The 17,346-nt window shown below is 61.9% G+C and carries 12 protein-coding genes; 6 read left to right on the top strand and 6 right to left on the bottom strand.

Annotated elements, in window-relative coordinates:
• The first annotated feature begins 60 nt into the window (after nt 1–60).
• Complete coding sequence (locus VSP_RS32195; protein ID WP_009965928.1) at nt 61–2,007, top strand: RecQ family ATP-dependent DNA helicase; 1,947 nt, start codon at nt 61–63, stop codon at nt 2,005–2,007.
• 936 nt (nt 2,008–2,943) lie between these two features.
• On the opposite strand, the gene VSP_RS32190 is transcribed toward VSP_RS32195, so the two are convergent.
• The 3 genes from VSP_RS32190 to VSP_RS42840 all read right to left on the bottom strand — a co-directional run bounded on the left by VSP_RS32190 (nt 2,944) and on the right by VSP_RS42840 (nt 7,356).
• Nucleotides 2,944–4,848: a glycosyltransferase family 4 protein gene (locus tag VSP_RS32190; RefSeq protein ID WP_009965926.1), complete on the bottom strand. Its 1,905-nt coding sequence runs from the start codon at nt 4,846–4,848 to the stop codon at nt 2,944–2,946.
• On the bottom strand, nt 4,845–6,917 hold the full coding sequence (locus tag VSP_RS32185) for a glycosyltransferase family 4 protein (protein WP_029190925.1): 2,073 nt from the start codon (nt 6,915–6,917) through the stop codon (nt 4,845–4,847). Before VSP_RS32185 ends, VSP_RS32190 begins: the two co-directional genes overlap by 4 nt.
• A gap of 259 nt (nt 6,918–7,176) precedes the next feature.
• Entirely contained in the window at nt 7,177–7,356 is a 180-nt protein-coding gene (locus tag VSP_RS42840; protein ID WP_029190924.1) for a hypothetical protein, read from the bottom strand.
• Between the two features lie 421 nt (nt 7,357–7,777).
• Here VSP_RS42840 and VSP_RS32170 point away from each other — a divergent pair, with 421 nt between their 5' ends.
• Nucleotides 7,778–8,872, top strand: a complete 1,095-nt coding sequence (locus tag VSP_RS32170; protein ID WP_009965922.1) for a transposase — start codon at nt 7,778–7,780, stop codon at nt 8,870–8,872.
• A gap of 87 nt (nt 8,873–8,959) precedes the next feature.
• Here the strand turns inward: VSP_RS32170 and dtd are convergent, their stop codons facing one another.
• Nucleotides 8,960–9,412: a D-aminoacyl-tRNA deacylase gene (dtd, locus tag VSP_RS32165; protein ID WP_029190923.1), complete on the bottom strand. Its 453-nt coding sequence runs from the start codon at nt 9,410–9,412 to the stop codon at nt 8,960–8,962.
• 18 nt (nt 9,413–9,430) lie between these two features.
• On the opposite strand from dtd, the gene VSP_RS32160 reads away from it, so the two are divergent.
• On the top strand, nt 9,431–10,213 hold the full coding sequence (locus tag VSP_RS32160) for a SanA/YdcF family protein (RefSeq protein ID WP_009965919.1): 783 nt from the start codon (nt 9,431–9,433) through the stop codon (nt 10,211–10,213).
• Between the two features lie 203 nt (nt 10,214–10,416).
• Here VSP_RS32160 and VSP_RS32155 read toward each other — a convergent pair whose 3' ends face one another.
• Nucleotides 10,417–11,109: a DUF1318 domain-containing protein gene (locus tag VSP_RS32155; RefSeq protein ID WP_198141275.1), complete on the bottom strand. Its 693-nt coding sequence runs from the start codon at nt 11,107–11,109 to the stop codon at nt 10,417–10,419.
• Nucleotides 11,054–14,635 (bottom strand): AsmA family protein, encoded by a 3,582-nt coding sequence (locus tag VSP_RS42835; protein WP_009965917.1) that lies wholly within the window; start codon nt 14,633–14,635, stop codon nt 11,054–11,056. The genes VSP_RS32155 and VSP_RS42835 overlap by 56 nt, the downstream gene beginning before the upstream one ends.
• Before the next feature lie 168 nt (nt 14,636–14,803).
• Between VSP_RS42835 and VSP_RS32145 the strand changes: the two genes are divergently transcribed.
• The 3 genes from VSP_RS32145 (at nt 14,804) to VSP_RS32130 (ending at nt 17,297) form a co-directional block, all read left to right on the top strand.
• Nucleotides 14,804–15,109, top strand: coding sequence for an EF-hand domain-containing protein (locus VSP_RS32145; protein ID WP_009965916.1), 306 nt, complete (start codon nt 14,804–14,806; stop codon nt 15,107–15,109).
• Nucleotides 15,110–15,537: 428 nt separating this feature from the next.
• On the top strand, nt 15,538–16,215 hold the full coding sequence (locus VSP_RS32135) for a response regulator transcription factor (RefSeq protein WP_009965913.1): 678 nt from the start codon (nt 15,538–15,540) through the stop codon (nt 16,213–16,215).
• A 2-nt stretch (nt 16,216–16,217) separates the two neighbouring features.
• On the top strand, nt 16,218–17,297 hold the full coding sequence (locus tag VSP_RS32130) for a sensor histidine kinase (protein WP_044133742.1): 1,080 nt from the start codon (nt 16,218–16,220) through the stop codon (nt 17,295–17,297).
• Nucleotides 17,298–17,346: the final 49 nt, after the last annotated feature.

Here is a 17,346-nt window from a genome sequence, read left to right as displayed (position 1 = left end):
AAGCTTCATAGTTCAAATCTCAAACCTCAAACTCCAGGCTTAGAGCCGCCTCTTTTCATCATGGGCAGTGAGCTGCGCACCGCGCTGAAACAGTATTTTGGCCATGACGCGTTCCGTGAGGGACAGGAGCAGGTCATTGAGGCCCTTCTTGCGGGGCGATCGTCCCTCGCCGTGTTTCCCACGGGAGGCGGCAAATCCCTGTGCTATCAGCTGCCCGCCCTCCTCATGGACGGCCTCACCCTGGTCATCTCGCCACTCATTGCGCTGATGAAGGACCAAGTGGAAGCACTGCGGGCGAAGAACATCCCTGCCGCCCGGCTGGACTCCACCCTGAGCGGCGATGAGGTCGGCCAAGTGTTGGGCGACATGCGTTCCGGCCGGTTGAAGCTCCTCTACATCGCTCCGGAACGACTCATGAGCGAGTCCTTCATGGAACGCCTGAGCCGCGTGAAGATCTCTCTCCTGGCCATCGATGAATCCCACTGCATCTCTGAGTGGGGGCACAACTTCCGCCCCGAGTACCTGCGTCTGGCGGAGGTTGCAAGGAAACTACAGCTTCACCCCGTGCTGGCGCTTACCGCTACAGCCACGCCCGGCGTTGCGGAAGACATCCGGCGCACCTTCCGCATCGCGCCGGAGGACCACATTCAGACGACGTTCCTGCGGCGGAACCTCGCCATCCAGATCACGCCGGCGCCGGTGAAGCAGCGCCTGGCCCTCCTCACTCAAAAACTCCAGGAGGAGCGGCACTTTCCCGCCATTGTGTACGTCACCCTGCAGCAGACGGCGGAAGAGGTGGCCACCTATCTGGGCAAAGCCGGGGTCCATGCCCGGGCCTATCATGCTGGCCTCCCGGATGACCATCGCAACGAAGTGCAGGACGCCTTCATGTCCGGCGGTGTGGACGTCATTGTGGCCACCATCGCCTTCGGCATGGGGATCGACAAGGCGGACATCCGCAGCGTTTACCACTACAATCTGCCCAAGAGCCTGGAGAACTACCAGCAGGAGATCGGACGTGCCGGCCGCGATGGCCAGGGCTCGCACTGCGAGATGCTCGCCTGTGCCGATGACCTCGTGGTCTTGCAGAACTTTGTGTACGGGGACACTCCCACTCCCGCCGCGCTTCGTCAGGTGGTGGATCACCTCCTGCGTCAGGGGCATGAGTTTGACATCAGCCGCTATGACCTCGCGCACAGCACCGACATCCGTCCCCTGGTGCTGGAAACCGTGCTCACTTACCTCGAACTCGACCAGGTGCTCACTCCCCTTGGGGCCTTCTACAGCGGGTATCAGGTTCGGTTCGTGCACGGCGAGGCCCGTCTGCTCTCCGGGCACAAGCCGGAGCGCCAGGAGTTCTTGAGAAAACTTTTCAACAGCGGCAAGCGCGGCACGCGATGGGTCACACTGAATGTGGACGAATCCGCCGCCGCCATTGGTGAGACCCGCGAGCGCATCCTGAAGGCGCTCACCTATTTGGAGGAGTCGGGCGACATCGAGTGCAAACCTACCGGCCTACGTCACCGCTTCCGTCTCTGCGATGACGCCACCAAGCGTGACCCCGGCGCGATCTGTCAGCGCATGCAGACGCTCTTTGCCGAGCGTGAGCGCAAGGATGCGGGCAGGCTGGAGCGCGTGCTGGAGCTCGCGGTCGATCCCAGCTGCACCACCCGGCATCTGCTGCGTTATTTTGGTGAAGAGATGCCGTCAGATTGTGGCACCTGCGGAAATTGCCGGAGCGGTCAGGCTGGCAATCACCTCGAACCCAAGGTCATCCCTCAGTCACCCGTGCCCTCCATCACCGTGGAGCATCTTCAGCGCATCCAGGAGCTTCAACGCCAGGGCCTCGCCCCGCTGCGTGCTCCACGTCAGCTGGCGAGGTTCCTCTGCGGCATCGCCAGCCCCGCCACCTCCCGAGCCCGGCTCACCAAGCATGATGCCTTCGCCATGCTTGAGCGCGTGCCGTTCAAGCAGGTGCTGGAGCAGGCGGAAAGTTTGGGAGGGTAGGGGGCGGGAGGGATTTTTGAATTTGGATTTGTGATTTTGGATTGCGGCGGAGCGATTCAACGTGGATCCAAAGTTCATTCATCCCAGAATGAGGTGCGTAACACAGCCCAAGGTTGGACGAGCTTCGAGCGTGTCTACCTTGAGTTGGATAGGAATGGAACTTTGCTCCGAAGGAATTGCGGCGGTCTGGATGGTTGTTTGGTGATGCGCCGTGAAAGCGGCGCTGCAGACGCTTCAGTTAGTGCCTCCTTGCGTCGACAACTACATCGGTGTTGGGTTCGGTGGGTTTGGGGATGGTGTGTCTCGCCGATGGGAGATTGGGCAGGCTGATTTTCCGAGCTGGGCGCGGGGAATGGAGGTAGGAGGCTTGAGCGCGCGTCCCCGCGGCGACTGAGCCGATGGGGACCATCGGCCAACACCGTGGCGTGGTGTCGGGAGTAGTCCGACGGCCCCCGTCGGTCCGTGAGCGGAGAGGTGGACGAGGGCTGCGTTGAAGTCGTTGACCGCAGGCAGGCTGCATAAGCCAGGCTGCCTGCGCCCGCGTCGAAGTCTTTGGGCGACCCTCTGCCAAGCCGACGTCGCTACGGGCTGTAGTTGTCGACGTAAGGAGGCACAAATTTCCTGGTCTATGGCAGCTGCGGATCATTGGAAGGTTCAATGACCCAACGCAACGTGGGCTGGGTGAGTGGTATGGCGTTGTTGCAAGATCACAACGTCCGCTTTCCAGGGTGCTCAGGAGACGAAGCATCTACACAACGCTTTCAGCGTTGGAGCTTCTCTGACCTTACCCAACGTTGACTCGCTTGAGGCTCGTCAAGATTGGGCTGTGCTACAGATCCCCGCTGGGGATCAGCTTCAACTGAAGACCTGAGCGACCCTCGCTCCCAAATGTGTTACCTATGTTCAGACCGTGCCCGCGCCCTCAAGCTCCAAACACTAGGCCCCCCTCACTCCCGCCAACCACTTCCGGAACACCGCCCGGCGCTTCCCGTACCAGATCCCTTTCAACAACCCGCGAGGGTTCTTTCCGGGAACCCCGGGGCGTTCCAGAGGATTGCCTTCTTTGGTCAGAGCCTTGATCTTCGCATCGGCGAACAACCGGGTTCGCAGTTTCCCGTCGAACGCATCCACGCGCTCTCCAGCCACCGCAAAGGGCAAACCCCAGACCTGGTATAGAATCCACGCGACCAGGGCTTCGTTGGTGCTGGGGGCGTAAACCACCGCGGGCGGGCCAAAGCGTTTCATTTGCACGGCCAGCCAGAGCGCCCGGCGCGCGGCTTCAAAGAACTCCTCACCATCCACCGAGGTGGAGAGTTCGCCCCGGAGCTTCTCCAGTTTGGCGCGTTCGTCGGGCCAGTGGCTCCATTCCATCTCCAGCGCCATGCCATCGGGCAGCCAGAGCAGGTGCAGCAGGCCGTTCTTCAGCTTTTCCAGCTCGCGCCAGGTCAGGTTGCCTCCTCGCACCCAGACTTGGGCACCCAGCTCCGCCAGCACGGGGTATTCCATCTCCAGCAGCGCCAGGCTCTCGGCATGGTTCAGGTCATAGTACGCCACCAGCTTCGCGGGGGCGGGCTTCGCACGAAGCGCTCCCTTGGCCACCGATTCAAACTTTCCGGCCAGCACAGGCAGGGTCACACCGAGGGCAAAATTCTCCCTCGCACGCTTCTCGCCGCCTTCACCCAGCCTCTGGGCCAGCCCTTCCTCCGTGGCCAGACGTACCAGTGCCCGTGCCAGAGCAGCTTCGTCGCCGGGTTCGGTGAGGAAACCCGTCTCGCCATCCACCACCTGCTCGGGCACGCCAGCCACGCGGCTGCTCAGCACCGGCAGACGGGTGAACATGGCCTCCGTGATGACGGTGGGCAGCATGTCGGCCGCGCCCTTTTCATCGGTGATGCAGGCCAGGGCAAAAGCATCTGCCTGCACAAAGCCGCGCTTCATCTGCTCAATGTTCACCGTGCCGTGGAAGGTCACCTGGGTTCCCAGATGCAGGTCCGCCACCTGCTTCTCCAGGCGCTGCCGCCACGGGCCGTCGCCCATGAGCTCCAGATCCACATGCACGCCTTCTTTGCGTGCCAGATCCATGGCGTTGATCAGGTTGTGAAAGCCTTTGAACTCGATGAGGCGTCCCACGCTGATCACCCGAAGCGCTCCCTTGCCCGGCATCGGATGCGCGTGTTTGTAGTTGTCAGGGTCGATGCCGTTGTAGATGCGAATGATCTTGCCATCGCTATCGGGGCACATGCGGACCAGTTCCTGTTTGGCAAAGTCGCACGCGGTGACCACAAACTCCGCTTCGCGACACATTTCCTGGAGCAGTTCCGGAGAACCCAGATCCACCAGGAAGTCTTGGGCCTGTGGAGTGAAGGAATAGGTCAGGCCCGTCAGGGCTTTCAGAAACAACGCCGAATGAGTGGCCTGGTTGGCAAAGTGCAGGTGCACGTGATCCACACCCAGTGCGGGCAGCAGATCCACGAAGGGCGCGATGTTCCGGCAGGCGGCTTCAGCCCGCTCCCGGCCCACGCCAGGCAGATGGGCGTGCTTCGCGATCAGCTCTTCCGGCCAGCGTTTCTCCGCTTTGAGGCGGGTCTCCACCTCCTTGCGGATCACCTGGGGTGGGGCGTGCAGCACCGGAGCCTTCAGCCCGTTGAGCCGCGGATGACGGATGTCGTTCTTCGGCGGGTTCAAGGCAATCACCACCACCTCCCATCCGGCCGCCTCCAGGCCGAGGATCTCATTGTCGATGAAGGTCTGGGAAATAACCGGATACCGGCTGTGCAGATATGCCAGCCTTGGCCGTCCCGCGCTGGCGGATGATGGGGCGGTGGGAAGGGGGGCGGTCATGCGTCGGTGGAAACGGAATCAGAGTCAGTCTCAAGGGCGGTCTTGGCAGCGGGAACGGGCGCAGGGGGCGTGCCCTGGGCGGCAAGGTCGGAGGTGGCCTTGGGAGTGACGCGGATGCGCTGCAGCCAGTTGATGAAGGTCCGCCCGCTGGTTTTCTCGTTGTCGTTGGAGCTTTTGCCGTTTGCTGGTTTGGCGTCAGCGTTCTGCGACTCCAGCGCATGCCCAATGACATCCCGCGATCCTTCCACCTTGCCTGAGGCATCGCTCACCGACTGGGCTTCGCCAGCCATGCGGCGCAGGATCTGTGTGGACCAGCGTGTGCCTTCCTCGAACGCCGCGGCGCACGGCACCCCGGTGAGCCGGGAGGCCAGCCACACCGTCAGGGCTTCCTCGCCCCCCGGTCCATAGAGAAGCCGGGGCGGCTCCTGGCTCCGGCTGATCCGCACCGCCAGCCAGACCGCGCGACGTGCCGCGCGCAAAAACACTTCACCATCCACCGAGGTGGCCAGATCCGTGCGCAGCGCTTCCAGTTGTGCCCGCCAGGGGGCCCGCATGCGCCATTCAGATTCCAGCACAATGCCATCCGGCAGCCATTCCAGATCCCACACGGTTTTGCCCAGCGTCTGGAGGGCCTTTTCATCGGCACGGCCCCCGGCTGCCACCACCCGGCCATCCAGTTCGCTCAAGGGGGCTTGTTCCCGCTCCAGCCACTTCAGACGGTCGGGCAGGGCCAGATCGTAAAAGCCCCATACCACAGGATTCACCACCTGCGCCGCAGGGGCGGGTTGGGTGGTCCCGGCTTCGGAGAATTTCGCTGTCAATTGCGCGATCGTATTGGCCACCGCAAAGCGGTCTGAGGCCAGTCGCCGACCCGAGTCTCCCATAGCCAGGGCGTGGGCAGGGTAGCTGGAGATCCTGACCAGCGCCGCAGCAAAGGCCTCCACGTCGTTGGGGGCGACGATGTAGCCCGTCCTGCCATGCTCGATCATTTCGGGCACGCCGGCCACCGTGGTGCTGATCACCGGCAGGGCGTTTAGCATGGCCTCCGTGATCACCGTGGGCAGCAGGTCGCTGGCTCCCTTGCTGTCCACCACACAGGCCAGGGCAAAGGCTTCCGCCTCGGCGAACTCGCCCGCTACTTCTTCCAGGCTGCGGCGGCCCACAAGGGTGATGGCATGGTTCAAGCCCAGACTGTCGATCTGGCCCTGCAACTGATCCCGCCAGGGGCCCTCGCCCACGATCCGGAGGCTGAGATCCGCACCCTTCTGTTTGGCCATGCCCACCGCTTCGATGAGCCGGTGGAAGCCCTTGAATTCGATCAGCCGCCCAATGCTCAGCAGCCGGGTGGGGCCGGGGGGCCGGTTCATCACCGGCGGACGCGCTCCGGGGAAGTCGCCCGGCTCCATGCCGTTATAGATGCGCACCATCTTGGAGGCCGCCTCCGGGCACTTCTGCGCCAGGAGATCGCGGGAGTAGTCGCAGACGGAGACGATGAACGCCGCCGCGTCACACATCTCCTTGAGCAGCGCGTCGCTGCCCAGGTCCACCATGAAATCCTGGCCGTGGGTCGTGAAGGAGAACGGCAGGCCGGTCAGCTCCTTTAGGAACAGGGCCGTATGCGTCGCCCGATTGGCGAAGTGCACGTGCACATGTTCCACGCCGAAGCGCTTGAACTGCTCGGCAAAATACAGCGCATTGCGCGCCCTCACCTTCGGCTGGTAGCTGGCTCCGTAGGCCTTCTCATGCCGGGCTACCATCGCCTCCGGCCACCGTCCATCAGCCCGCGCCGCCTTTTCCAGCGCCGCCAGCGCCGGCGGAGGGGGGGCGTAGAGCACCGGTGCCGCCAGCCCATCCAGCCGCTGATGCCGGAAACTGTCCTCCGGCGGATAGATCGACCCCACCACCAGGTCCCAACCCCGCGCCTGGAGCGCCAGCATCTCCGTGTCGCAGAACGTCTGGGAGAAATACGGGTACCGGCTGTAGAGGTACGCCAGCCGCTTCCGCGCCGGAGGCGCAGCCGGCTGGGGATCTATCGGCGGGACAGAGGGCTGGGAGGAATCGTCAGGCATGGGCGGCACACCGGTCCACAGAGCGAAAAACTCCCGCAAACCGGGGCATGGCTATAACGCCGGGGGAGGGGCGGTGCAAGGGGGGAGAGTGCCGGGCCATTTCGTAGTCGGTTGACCCCATCAAGTGCTGGAGGCTGCTCTTAACTTATCGTTCGTGGCAGAAAGCAACCGACAACGGAGCCGGGATGCCTTACGCAAATCTGGATGTGATCGAGCTGTCGGATGCCCAACTCGTATCGACTCCAAGGCATGGCTCGATCTAGCGGTACGCCTTTGCCTGCTTGCCATTTTTATTGAGAATGCCAGCTCGTGTGAGGAAAGCTCTGGCCTTTGCCTTGGTCTTCGACACCCGCTTGAAAGTAGCGTCAATAGCCTCGAGCTCCTGCTCCACGGCAGCACTCGAACTGACTGAATGCTGGTACCGATGAGGTTCGGACATTCCTCATGTCTAGCTTAGGCGGCGCAATTCGCCACGGGAATTTGGCATGCATGTTCGATGTGTGGCGATGGTTGGTTCATGATCCTTTTTGGGTGTTGCTATGCCGGTATGCTCGTATCGCCGGAGGGGCTCTCCTGCGAATTCCCCCCCCCCCATTCCAACGACGTCGAAGCCATCAAGCATCCCCGCCGGTGACAGATCCCTGCTTGTCTCCCGCGACTTTAGGACCTCACCCGAGGTCCTCTTTCAATCCATACCCGACCAGCGCTGGTTCAGAAACGGCTGCTGGGACTGGCCACTTTGCGGATCAACTTCCCATCCAGGGTCATCATGTTTGGTCGAGCGAGCTTCGTGAGCCCGGTGGTGACTTCGGCAGGTGCCATTAGGCTTGCTCTTTGTGATGGTTGGGACACTTTCGTTCATGGCTTCTCCACGCTTCTACGCCGACACTGCCACCGGATCAGCCTGCTACCATTGCGTCTCGCGGGTGGTGGGGCGTCAGCGTGTGCTGGACGATGAGGCAAAGGACGAATTCGTCAGGTTGATGCGGGCCTATGAGACCTTCTGCCAGGTCCGGATCCTGTCTTACGTGGTGATGACGGACCACTTTCATGTGCTTGTGGAGGTCAAAAGCAGGCCGGTTGGAGCGGAAGCCCGGGACTTCACCGATGAATGGCTTATCAAACAACTGCGTCTGATTTACGCGAAGCCTTATGTCGAGGATCTCGCGAAACAACTGGCGGCACTCCGCAGCCAGTCCAGGAAGGGGGGCAGGCAGGCGGATGAACTCAAAGAAAAATACCTGGGTCGCATGTGGGATGTCAGTCAGTTCATGAAAGAACTCAAACAGCGGTTCAGCCTCTGGTTCAACAAGCGCAATGGCCGACGCGGCACGCTTTGGGAGGAGCGGTTTGCGAGCGTGCTTGTGGAGGACAAAGCGCAGGCCCTCTCAGTACTGTCCGCCTACTTGGATCTCAACCCCGTCCGAGCCGGACTTGTGAACGATCCCGCGGACTACACTTGGTGCAACTATGCGGAGGCCGGGTCGGGGAACCGGAAGGCCCTGTCAGCTCTCGCGAAAGTGACAGGGTTGCAAACGGTCGATGGTGGATCGCGGCTGCCCTCGGCTGCAAAAATTCTCCACGCATACGACCCGCTTCTGGTGCCGGACGAGCCAGAACCGTCATCAGGCCAGGCAAAGAAACGCACACTCAACCAGTCAAAGAAGGCAGCCAAAGCACCCGTCACCGAAGGTGGGGAAGAAAGTCCAAAACGGAGAGGCAGGCAGACTCAGCCCAAGCTCTCTCTTCAAGAGGGTCTGCGCCATCAGGTGCGGTATTTCTCACGTGGCGTAGTCGTGGGCAGTGAAGCCTTTGTGGAAGAGTATTTTCAATCCCATCGAGACCGCTTCCAGTCGGATCGGAAGTCTGGGGCTCGCCCTATGAAGGAGGCCGACTTTGGCGATCTGAAGTCCATGCGGGCACTGCGCACAGGGGTGGTCAGGGGTGATCAATGATCCCTTCCAATTGCCAATCGGCGCTACGCTGGCGCAGACCGGGAGCTAAACCTCAGGTCTGGGGTCTGAGGTCTGGCAGTCTGGCGTCTATTCTTTGAGCTTCGAATCCATCCAAATCGTCACGGGCCCATCATTCACCAACGCCACCTTCATGTCCGCCCCGAAGACGCCGGTGGGGACTTTTTTACCGGTGGCAGTTTCCAGCTCGTGGACAAAACGTTCGTAGAGAGGGATGGCCTTTTCGGGTCGGGCGGCGCGGATGTAGCTGGGACGGTTGCCTTTCTTGGTGGCGGCGTGGAGGGTGAACTGGCTCACCACCAGCACATCACCGCCTACTTCATCGAGGGCGGCGTTCATTTTGCCCTCGGCATCGGAGAAGAGGCGCATCTTGGAGATCTTGGTGGCCAGCCAGATGGCGTCTTCGGCGTGATCCTCGTCCTCGACGCCCAGCAGCACGAGGTACCCTGTGCCGATCCTGGCTGTCACCGTGCCTTCGATGGTCACACTCGCTTCCGAAACCCGTTGAATCAATGCCCGCATAAGGCAGGATGCTAGCCGATGCGTCAAGACGAGGACGAAGCCGCCGCCCACTCTCATGTCGGCCACCCTGGGATCCACCAGCCCACCTTTGGCGAACGCCTGAGGAGGGAGATCGCGTGGGTTGACGCCTTTATCCGACGCTGGCTGGCGCGGCTCATGATCCTGAGCGTGCACGCACTGCTCATCGTCGGGGGTTGCTACGGCATCGTCTGGGCGCTTTCGCACAAGCAGGTGTATCGCTCGGTGGATGACATCCCTGTGCGCTACGTGGGGCTGGTTCTGGGGTGCGTGAAGAAAGTGGGCCCGCATGACAACGCCTTCTTCAATGCCCGGGTGGATGCCGCAGCCAAACTCCTGGAGGCGGGCAAGGTGCAGTTCCTCCTGGTGAGCGGCGACAACAACCGGGACGGCCAGAATGAGCCGCAAGACATGAAGGATGCCCTCATCGCCAAAGGTATTCCCGCAGATCGCATCTACTGCGATTACTCGGGTTTCCGCACGCTCGACAGCGTGGTGCGCGCCCGGCAGATCTTTGGCCAGCGGGACATGACGATCATCTCCCAGAATTTTCACAACGAGCGAGCCCTCTACATGGCCCGCCGCTTTGGCCTGCCCGACAGCGTGGCCTTCAATGCGGAAGACGCGGATCCCCAGTGGATGTTCAAGATGTACCTGCGCGAGATCGGTGCCCGCGTCATGGCCGTACTGGACGTGGAGGTGCTCAACACCAAGCCGAGGGAGCTTGGCGACAAGGTGAACATCGGCCCCAAATGGCCACCTGTGGATGTGCCAAGAAATTGAGGGAATTCAGTTTAACCACAGAGGCGCAGAGAACACAGAGACTGAAACTGAGGTTTAGACAGAATTAACAGAATTTACGGAATTAGGGTTCAGCTTCTGAATGGAGGAACTGAACTCAGGATCCAATTTTGTTAATTCCGTTAATTCTGTCTAAAAAGCCATTCCTCTGTGTTCTCTGTGCCTCTGTGGTTCAATCGAAACCCTCATTCCGCCCCCGTCGCACCACCCGTTTCCGTAGGTTTCGCGTCGGCGGTTGGCGCAGGGGTGCCGGCATCGGGAACGGTCCCGGGAGCGGAGGCGGTTTTCTTCACTCGGGGACCGTCGGACTGGATCCACTTGAAGGAGTTGGGCTTGTCGCCTGGCACCTCGATCCACTCGCCCTGGTAGGCTTTGTCGGTGCGGAGTTTCCACTGCTCAGCCTGCACTTCATGCAGGGGTTTGTTGGAGTCCTTGGCCACCTTCCGCATGAGCAGGGTGCGGTCTTCGTTTTCCGCATTCACCGTGCGCTCCACGTACTCGCCCCAGTCACCGGCGGGCTTTTGGCGCAGATGCAGCATCCCCCGGTGATCCTCGGCTACAAAGCGGTTGTCCTTGAGCCGCTGGATTTCAGCCATGCGGTTGCGCTGGCGTTCCACGGCTTCCTCATAGCTCACCAGGGCGGCGTCTGGCTTGCCGGGTTCGTCGCCTTTGTACTGGTACACGTCCAGCCGCATGCTCACGTCCACCTTGATGGGCTCGGGCGAGTTCACATCCACCTTGAAGTTGCTACAGGACGTGAGGCTTGCGGCAGCCAGCAGTCCCATGCGCAGCGGCAGCAGAGCACGGCACCGGAGGCCCGCCTCATTCGCCTGAGGTGACAGTGGCGGCAGGTTTGTCCGTGGTCCAGCGGTGGTCATAGACATTGATCTCGAATTTGCGGGAGCCGTTCGGGCCTTTGAAATGCAGCATGCCATTTCCTTCGCGTCCGTAAAAGCGGCAGTTCGCCTCGGCGTGGTCATACTCGAAGTCGCGCAGGGTTTCCAGTCCGATTTGGGTGAGCTTCCGCTGGATGTCGCCCCATTCCTTGGGCAGATCGTTGATCAGGCCGTTGAGCGCCTTGATGGTGAACTTGCCCGGGGAGTGGTTTTTGAAAGAACCATCCGCCTGGTACAGCTCGTCCTTGCTGCCCTGGGCCACCAGCGTGGCCTCCACCCGGCCATCCAGGATGAAGTAGCCGGGGCAGAGCACCTCGGTAAGCTCGTGCGTGGTGACGTTCTTGCCACCGATCCAGCCGTCCCAGTGGAAACTGTCATCCAGGTACACGTTCGCCTGCCCGTTCACATAGCCATCATAAGCCTCGGCACCAAACTGCGCATAGATCCCGGCAGAGTCATAAGTCACGCTCAGGAACGCCTTGCCCGTGCGCAGCCCCTTCCAGCGGATGCTGTCCACCTCGAAGGTTTCCACGAGGTTGTTGTCCCGCTGTTTGATGGGCAGGTTGAACTTGACCTGCCCCTTCATGTTCACAAGCTGGAGGTTGAGGTCGGGGATCTCATAGGTGTCCTCCGGGATGTCCAGATCCGCCTGGAGGGTGCCGCGGGTCACCTGGGTGTTGATGTTGAAGGGGAAGGGATCGCGGAACCCTTTGAGGGGCTTGCCCTTGGGGGCTACGATGAGTTTTCCGCTGTGCACCTGCAGTGTGTTCACACTCCAGGCTGCCTGGCTTGTAGGAGGCTCTGCCGCCACCACCGCAGCGGCCACATCCTGGACGAAGGCAGGGTCATCCCCGGCCGCCACCACCATGGGCACTGGCATGCCCGGCTTGGCCCCTTCCATCACGTACTTGCGGTAGTAGTCCACATACCAGAAGAGGTCCTCACCCACATAGAGCGTGGGGCTCACGATCTCCACCTTGTCGATCTCCTTCCGCATGAGCCCGCCCAGGGTGAAACTGAGGAACACACTGTCCAGCTCCGCCACCGGGCGCAGCGGTTCATACGGCGAAGGCACACGCAAGTTGGCGAGCTCGATGCGCTGGGGGGCGATGTGGGAGGAGAGCCCCTCTGGAGACAGCGGGAGGTCCCTGGCATCAAACGCCACGCCGAACTTCACGGAGGAAAGACCGGGAATGAGGTTCGAGATGGTTACTTGAGTCTGCTCCACGGCCATTTGACCCACTTCCCACGGCGGGGCCGGTGCTTCAGCAGTGGCGGCTGGTTCTGGTTTGGGGATGGGAGGGCCGGGCAGCTCCTCTGTCGCATCATTCTCTGCCATGGCCTCTGCGTTCTTGCCGGGTGTCTCGGTCTCGAAGAGCCGCATGAGCGGCTCCCCGGCGTCCACGCTTGCACCGGTGAGCTTGAGTTCCTCGATCCGCCGCTGGGTCCACATCTGGGGCAGCCGCACCGCCCCCTCCAGCGCGGTGGCCTGGGCCACGGGGAAGGGCAGCCGGGAAAGGGTGGGCAGGCTGGCGGAGAAGTTTTCGATCTTCACCCGGTGCAGCGGGTCGTCCTCTGAGGAGGTGTCCGTGCTCAGGTGGATGGTGGCACGGGCATCCACCGGCTTGGGCAGGTCACCCAGCAGGTCCACGAGCCCCTCCCGCACCCGCACCTCGCCAAAGTGGAGCTGCTTCCACCAGGGCATCCCGTCATCCTCTGCAGGCTCCTGCTTTTCCGCCGCAGAGGTAGTTTCCGCGATCTGTGACACCCTGGCCGTCTCCGGCCCCTCCGCGACGGGTGGGGGCGGACCTTCCGGCACCGGATAGGGAGGCCCCGCCAGGTCCGGTTCGGTCGAGCGAGTGGTCAGCCACGGGGTATTGCCGTCCCGAATTCTGACCACCGGTTTTTCCAGCATGAGCCGCTCCACACGTTTGGTGAGGGTCCATTCATCGGGGGTGATCACCAGTTCCCCGCGCGGCAGTTCCAGCCAGGGCTTCTTGGTGGCACCGCCTGGGGCAGGGGGGAAGGTCAGCCTGACTTGCTCCACCGCCAGAGACTGGCGTTGCGCTGAGTGCCAGCCGGTGGCGTCCAGCAGCAGGTCGGTTGTGTTCACGCCGCCTTTCACTTCCAGGGAGAAAGGCATGAGTTGCGCATCCTTGATGGATACATCGGCCTTATCCAGGTCCGCCTTCACCAGCAGCACACCGGGGAACACTGCCTTCCTGGCAGCATTTGCTGAGTCTGGCACGGCGTCGGCGGCCGGAGCGGCCTGTTGGCCACGAACCTGATTCAGTAGTTTCCTGAGCACCGGGGTCCAGCGCACCTGAGGCTCCAGCATCTGAAGCCGCTCCACCCGTACCGGCTGCCCTTCCTGGAGCTTTGCCACCTGAAGCTGGGCCTCCTTCATGCGTATGTGGCCCTGGTTGCCGGGAGCGGCCACGCTCAGATAGGCCACCTCCAGCGCATGAGCGCCCATGGTGGGGGCTTGTCCAAACCGCCACTCGATGCCAGAGGTGCGGTAGGTGAAGTGGACTTCGCTCTCTGGCAGCACCATGCCCATGGGGTTGCCCTCCACGAACCGCTTCGCCGAAACTCCGGCGTCCACAATCTCCAGCCGGCCGATGCGAATACCGGTCAGCAGGGATCCCGCTCCGGCGCTCACTTCCGGCGTTTTGATCACGGGCACCGTGTCTGGTTTGCTTTTTGCCTGCCGCGCCACGTGTTGTTCTTTCATCTCTGCGGCCGTGCCCATCAGCGCAGCAAGCAGGGTTGGCGTGGCATGGAGTTCGGGTTGTTGTAAGGCCAGTTCATCCAGTTCCAGCACCCCCTCCTTCACCCGGCCTTTGATCCGAAATTCTTCCAGCCGCACCGGGCGGGCCCCATCGGACTCCGAGTTGATCTTGATTTGCTGTAGCGCCAGTTCCTGCTCTCCGCTGCGAATTCGACCGCTGGCGTCCACCGCCACATCCTCCGCCTCGTAGTTGATCGTCACCTCGGCCGTGGTCCGGGCATTGGGATGAAAGCTGATCCTGGCATTTTTGACGCGGAAACGACCGATGGAATAACCTGCCAGCACGGGCGGCTTGGTGGGGTCCACCGGCTTGGCAGGGGGAGCTGCGGGGGACCCTTGCAGCCAGCGCTGATCCACCAGGATTTCGGGTTCCTCCACCGTGATCTCAGTCAGCCGCTTGGACCGGAGGTGATCCATGCCTACTTCTCCCGTCACCCGCGGCAGGCGCAGCACCGTCGCACCGCTTTGCCGGTCCTTCAGCACCAGGCCCCGCACTTCCAGGTGGCCGTTGCGGTTCAGGTCCAGTCCCTCCAGCTGGGCTTGATACGGGCCGATCTGTGCCAAGGCCCGGTTGGCCAGGCTGACGCGTTCCACGTAGCCCCACCACAACCCGCCGCTCAGAGCGAGCACGCTCAGGAATCCCAGCAGGAAGATCCACCGGAACAAACGCCGCCAGAACCGGCGGGGACGCTTGGGCTGGGGAGACGCCTCGGGCATGGTGGGCAGGATAGAGGATGCAGCGGGAATTGCGAGGACTTCGGACGCCAGTTGCCGCTCGCGTGCTGAGTCCGCCAAACAAGATCAGTTTTTTTGATATGCTTGCAATCCGGAAGGAAAGGTTGCACCCTCGGCGCGTCTCCGCCCCACCTCCCGCCTGTCTCTGTCATGATTGTCCTGGTGCGCACCATCGCCCTGTTCGGGGCCACCCTCATGTCCTCCTCCTGTGTCTGGTGGTTCTTCGAACCCAAAGTGGAGAGTCGGAAAAAAACCCGCATCATGGCGGTGCCGCCGCACCCTCTGACGTGGCCGGAATTTGTCACCGCGAACCAGGGTCGCGGCCTGACCATTCCCCAGTTGGAGCGGCGCTTTAACTCTGCCGACGACAATGGGGATGGACTGCTGACCCCGGAAGAAATCACCCACCACCGCACTCAAGCAGCGGCCCGCAAAAATCAGCAGGCCGGGGACTAGCGTCCTGTGTGCGATCGAGGAAGCAGTGCCCAGGTTTCACCTGCGGCAACGCTTTCTGGGCTCCGGTGCTGTACCCGTACTTTGAAGGGAGCCTTGCCCGGCAGCATGCCGTCCAGCGTCACTCGATGACCAAAGGGGGGCGGGGAGGGGAGTCCAGAGCTTTCGCTCGTCAGTCGGCCCCCCCTGCTTTGAATACTGGGCTAACGAAAGCTCTCGAATACTTTGCTCCGCCTCGGTGTCATGAAAAACTTCTAAAAACCCATACTCGCCTCCAGCTTGCGGCACCGCTCAGACCCGTATGAAACTTGATTCATTCGAGTTTCCATGAAGGCCATTTCGCTGGAAGCTGGGAATCTTCCATCTGAGCATCCGTATCCCTTTCAATCACCTTTCTTTTTTGCCCCGCTCCGGGGCGAGCCCCTGAAATCATGACCATACTGGTAGTGGAAGACGACCCTCGCACGGCCGAAGCCCTGCGGGAATCCATCACGGACGCGGGCTGGACTGCCGAGGTATTGATGCGCGGTGACGAAGCCGTGCAGTGCATCAGCACCCAGGCCTTTGATGCGGTGATCATGGACATCATGCTGCCTGGCAAAGACGGGCTCTCCATCGTCAAACAGCTTCGGGCCATGCATAACTCCACCCCGGTGCTCATGCTTTCTGCCCGGGGCGATGTGGACCACCGCATCAGCGGCCTGGATGCCGGGGCGGATGACTACCTGGCAAAGCCCTTCTCCATGGGGGAGGTGGTGGCCCGTATTCGCGCCATCGCCCGCCGGGGAGGGGAGTCGGGTGCCATCCTCCTGCGTCTGGCGGACCTGACGCTGGATGTGCCCCACCGCGTGGCCCAGCGGGCTGGCAAGAACATCGAGCTCAGCCCTCGCGAGTTCCGGCTCGTGCAGGTGCTCATGCAGAATGTGGACACCGTTTGCAATCGCACCATGCTGCTCCGCCTCGTCTGGGACTACAACTTTGACCCGGGCACGAACCTTGTGGATGTGTACGTCCGCAAGTTGCGCGACAAGATTGATCAGGGGCACGCTATTCCGCTGTTGCACACCGTCAGGGGAGTGGGCTACCTGATGTCGGACAAGCAACCATGAAAATGAAAAGGTCCCTGCGCACACGGCTCTTCTGGGCGCACACCTGTCTGTTCCTGCTTGCCGGAGTCATTTCGGTCCTGTTCACCTGGTTGGAACTGGCCAGGGAAGGGGGGCCGCTTCAGGGGACGGGCACCGCAGACTGGTCCTACTTTCTTGCGGCTGCGGCGGCGTCATGTGTTCCCGTCTTGCTGCTTGGGGCCGTGAGCTGGTGGCTCATCCGGCGGGCGCTTTCCCCGATTCTGGCCCTGACCCAGGCAGCGGAGAAGATCAACCAGGACAGTCTGCACCAGCAGATACCCCTGAGGGGTACCGGCGATGAACTGGATCGTCTGACCTCTGTGCTCAATGACATGACACGGCGTCTGGACACGGCGTTTCAGGAGGTGCGGGAGTTCACCCTGCATGCGTCCCATGAGCTGAAGACCCCGCTCACCATCCTGCGCAACGGTTTTGAGCAGGCCCTCATGGATACCGCCCTGTCCGAGACCCACCGGGACCGGGTGGCAAACTGGCTGGACGAGATCGAGCGACTCAACCGCATCGTCTCTGGTCTCACCTTCCTGACCCAGGCAGATGCTCATCAGGTGCACCTCCTGGTGGAGGATCTGGACATGGCTGAGCTGGTGCGGGACGCTGCTGGGGAAGCCTCCATCTTGGGGCAGACGCTCAATCTCAGCGTGAACGTGGTCATCGGCACACCCTGTAGTGTACGGGGGGATCGCCACCGCCTGCGCCAGCTCCTGCTGAACCTCACGGACAACGCGGTGAAGTACAACCGGCTGGATGGGTATGTGGAGTACCAGTTGCGACAGGAGGGTGAGCAGGCTGTGATCACCGTGCGCAGCGGCGGGCGGGGGATCGGTCCAGACGAGTTGCCCAAGATTTTTGACCGCTTCTTCCGCAGCGGGAATTCCCGGGGCAGCACCACAGAAGGGTGCGGCCTTGGGCTCAGCATTGCCCGATGGATCGCGGAAGAGCACAAGGGCTCCCTGACCGCCGCCTCCAAGCCGGACAACACCGTGATGACCCTGAGAGTGCCCTTGGCAGGTCTGACGCTGTCTGGCCAGGCCACACTGGGATGAGGGAAAATTCACCTGCCAGAGGCTTCATCGGGTGCTCTTGCTGAGACCG

Origin of the sequence: Verrucomicrobium spinosum DSM 4136 = JCM 18804 (assembly GCF_000172155.1) — a bacterium.
GTDB classification, from domain to species: Bacteria; Verrucomicrobiota; Verrucomicrobiia; order Verrucomicrobiales; family Verrucomicrobiaceae; genus Verrucomicrobium; species Verrucomicrobium spinosum.
Note: the sequence above shows the minus strand (reverse complement) of the source record. Positions and strands in the feature narration are given on the sequence as shown.

Excerpts from the sequence above, each read along its gene's own strand:
- VSP_RS32195 (WP_009965928.1), top strand. The coding sequence starts at position 61 with ATGGGCAGTGAGCTGCGCACCGCGCTGAAACAGTATTTTGGCCATGAC.
- VSP_RS32190 (WP_009965926.1), bottom strand. The coding sequence starts at position 4,848 with ATGACCGCCCCCCTTCCCACCGCCCCATCATCCGCCAGCGCGGGACGG.
- VSP_RS32185 (WP_029190925.1), bottom strand. The coding sequence starts at position 6,917 with ATGCCTGACGATTCCTCCCAGCCCTCTGTCCCGCCGATAGATCCCCAG.
- VSP_RS42840 (WP_029190924.1), bottom strand. The coding sequence starts at position 7,356 with ATGTCCGAACCTCATCGGTACCAGCATTCAGTCAGTTCGAGTGCTGCC.
- VSP_RS32170 (WP_009965922.1), top strand. The coding sequence starts at position 7,778 with ATGGCTTCTCCACGCTTCTACGCCGACACTGCCACCGGATCAGCCTGC.
- dtd (WP_029190923.1), bottom strand. The coding sequence starts at position 9,412 with ATGCGGGCATTGATTCAACGGGTTTCGGAAGCGAGTGTGACCATCGAA.
- VSP_RS32160 (WP_009965919.1), top strand. The coding sequence starts at position 9,431 with ATGCGTCAAGACGAGGACGAAGCCGCCGCCCACTCTCATGTCGGCCAC.
- VSP_RS32155 (WP_198141275.1), bottom strand. The coding sequence starts at position 11,109 with ATGACCACCGCTGGACCACGGACAAACCTGCCGCCACTGTCACCTCAG.
- VSP_RS42835 (WP_009965917.1), bottom strand. The coding sequence starts at position 14,635 with ATGCCCGAGGCGTCTCCCCAGCCCAAGCGTCCCCGCCGGTTCTGGCGG.
- VSP_RS32145 (WP_009965916.1), top strand. The coding sequence starts at position 14,804 with ATGATTGTCCTGGTGCGCACCATCGCCCTGTTCGGGGCCACCCTCATG.
- VSP_RS32135 (WP_009965913.1), top strand. The coding sequence starts at position 15,538 with ATGACCATACTGGTAGTGGAAGACGACCCTCGCACGGCCGAAGCCCTG.
- VSP_RS32130 (WP_044133742.1), top strand. The coding sequence starts at position 16,218 with ATGAAAAGGTCCCTGCGCACACGGCTCTTCTGGGCGCACACCTGTCTG.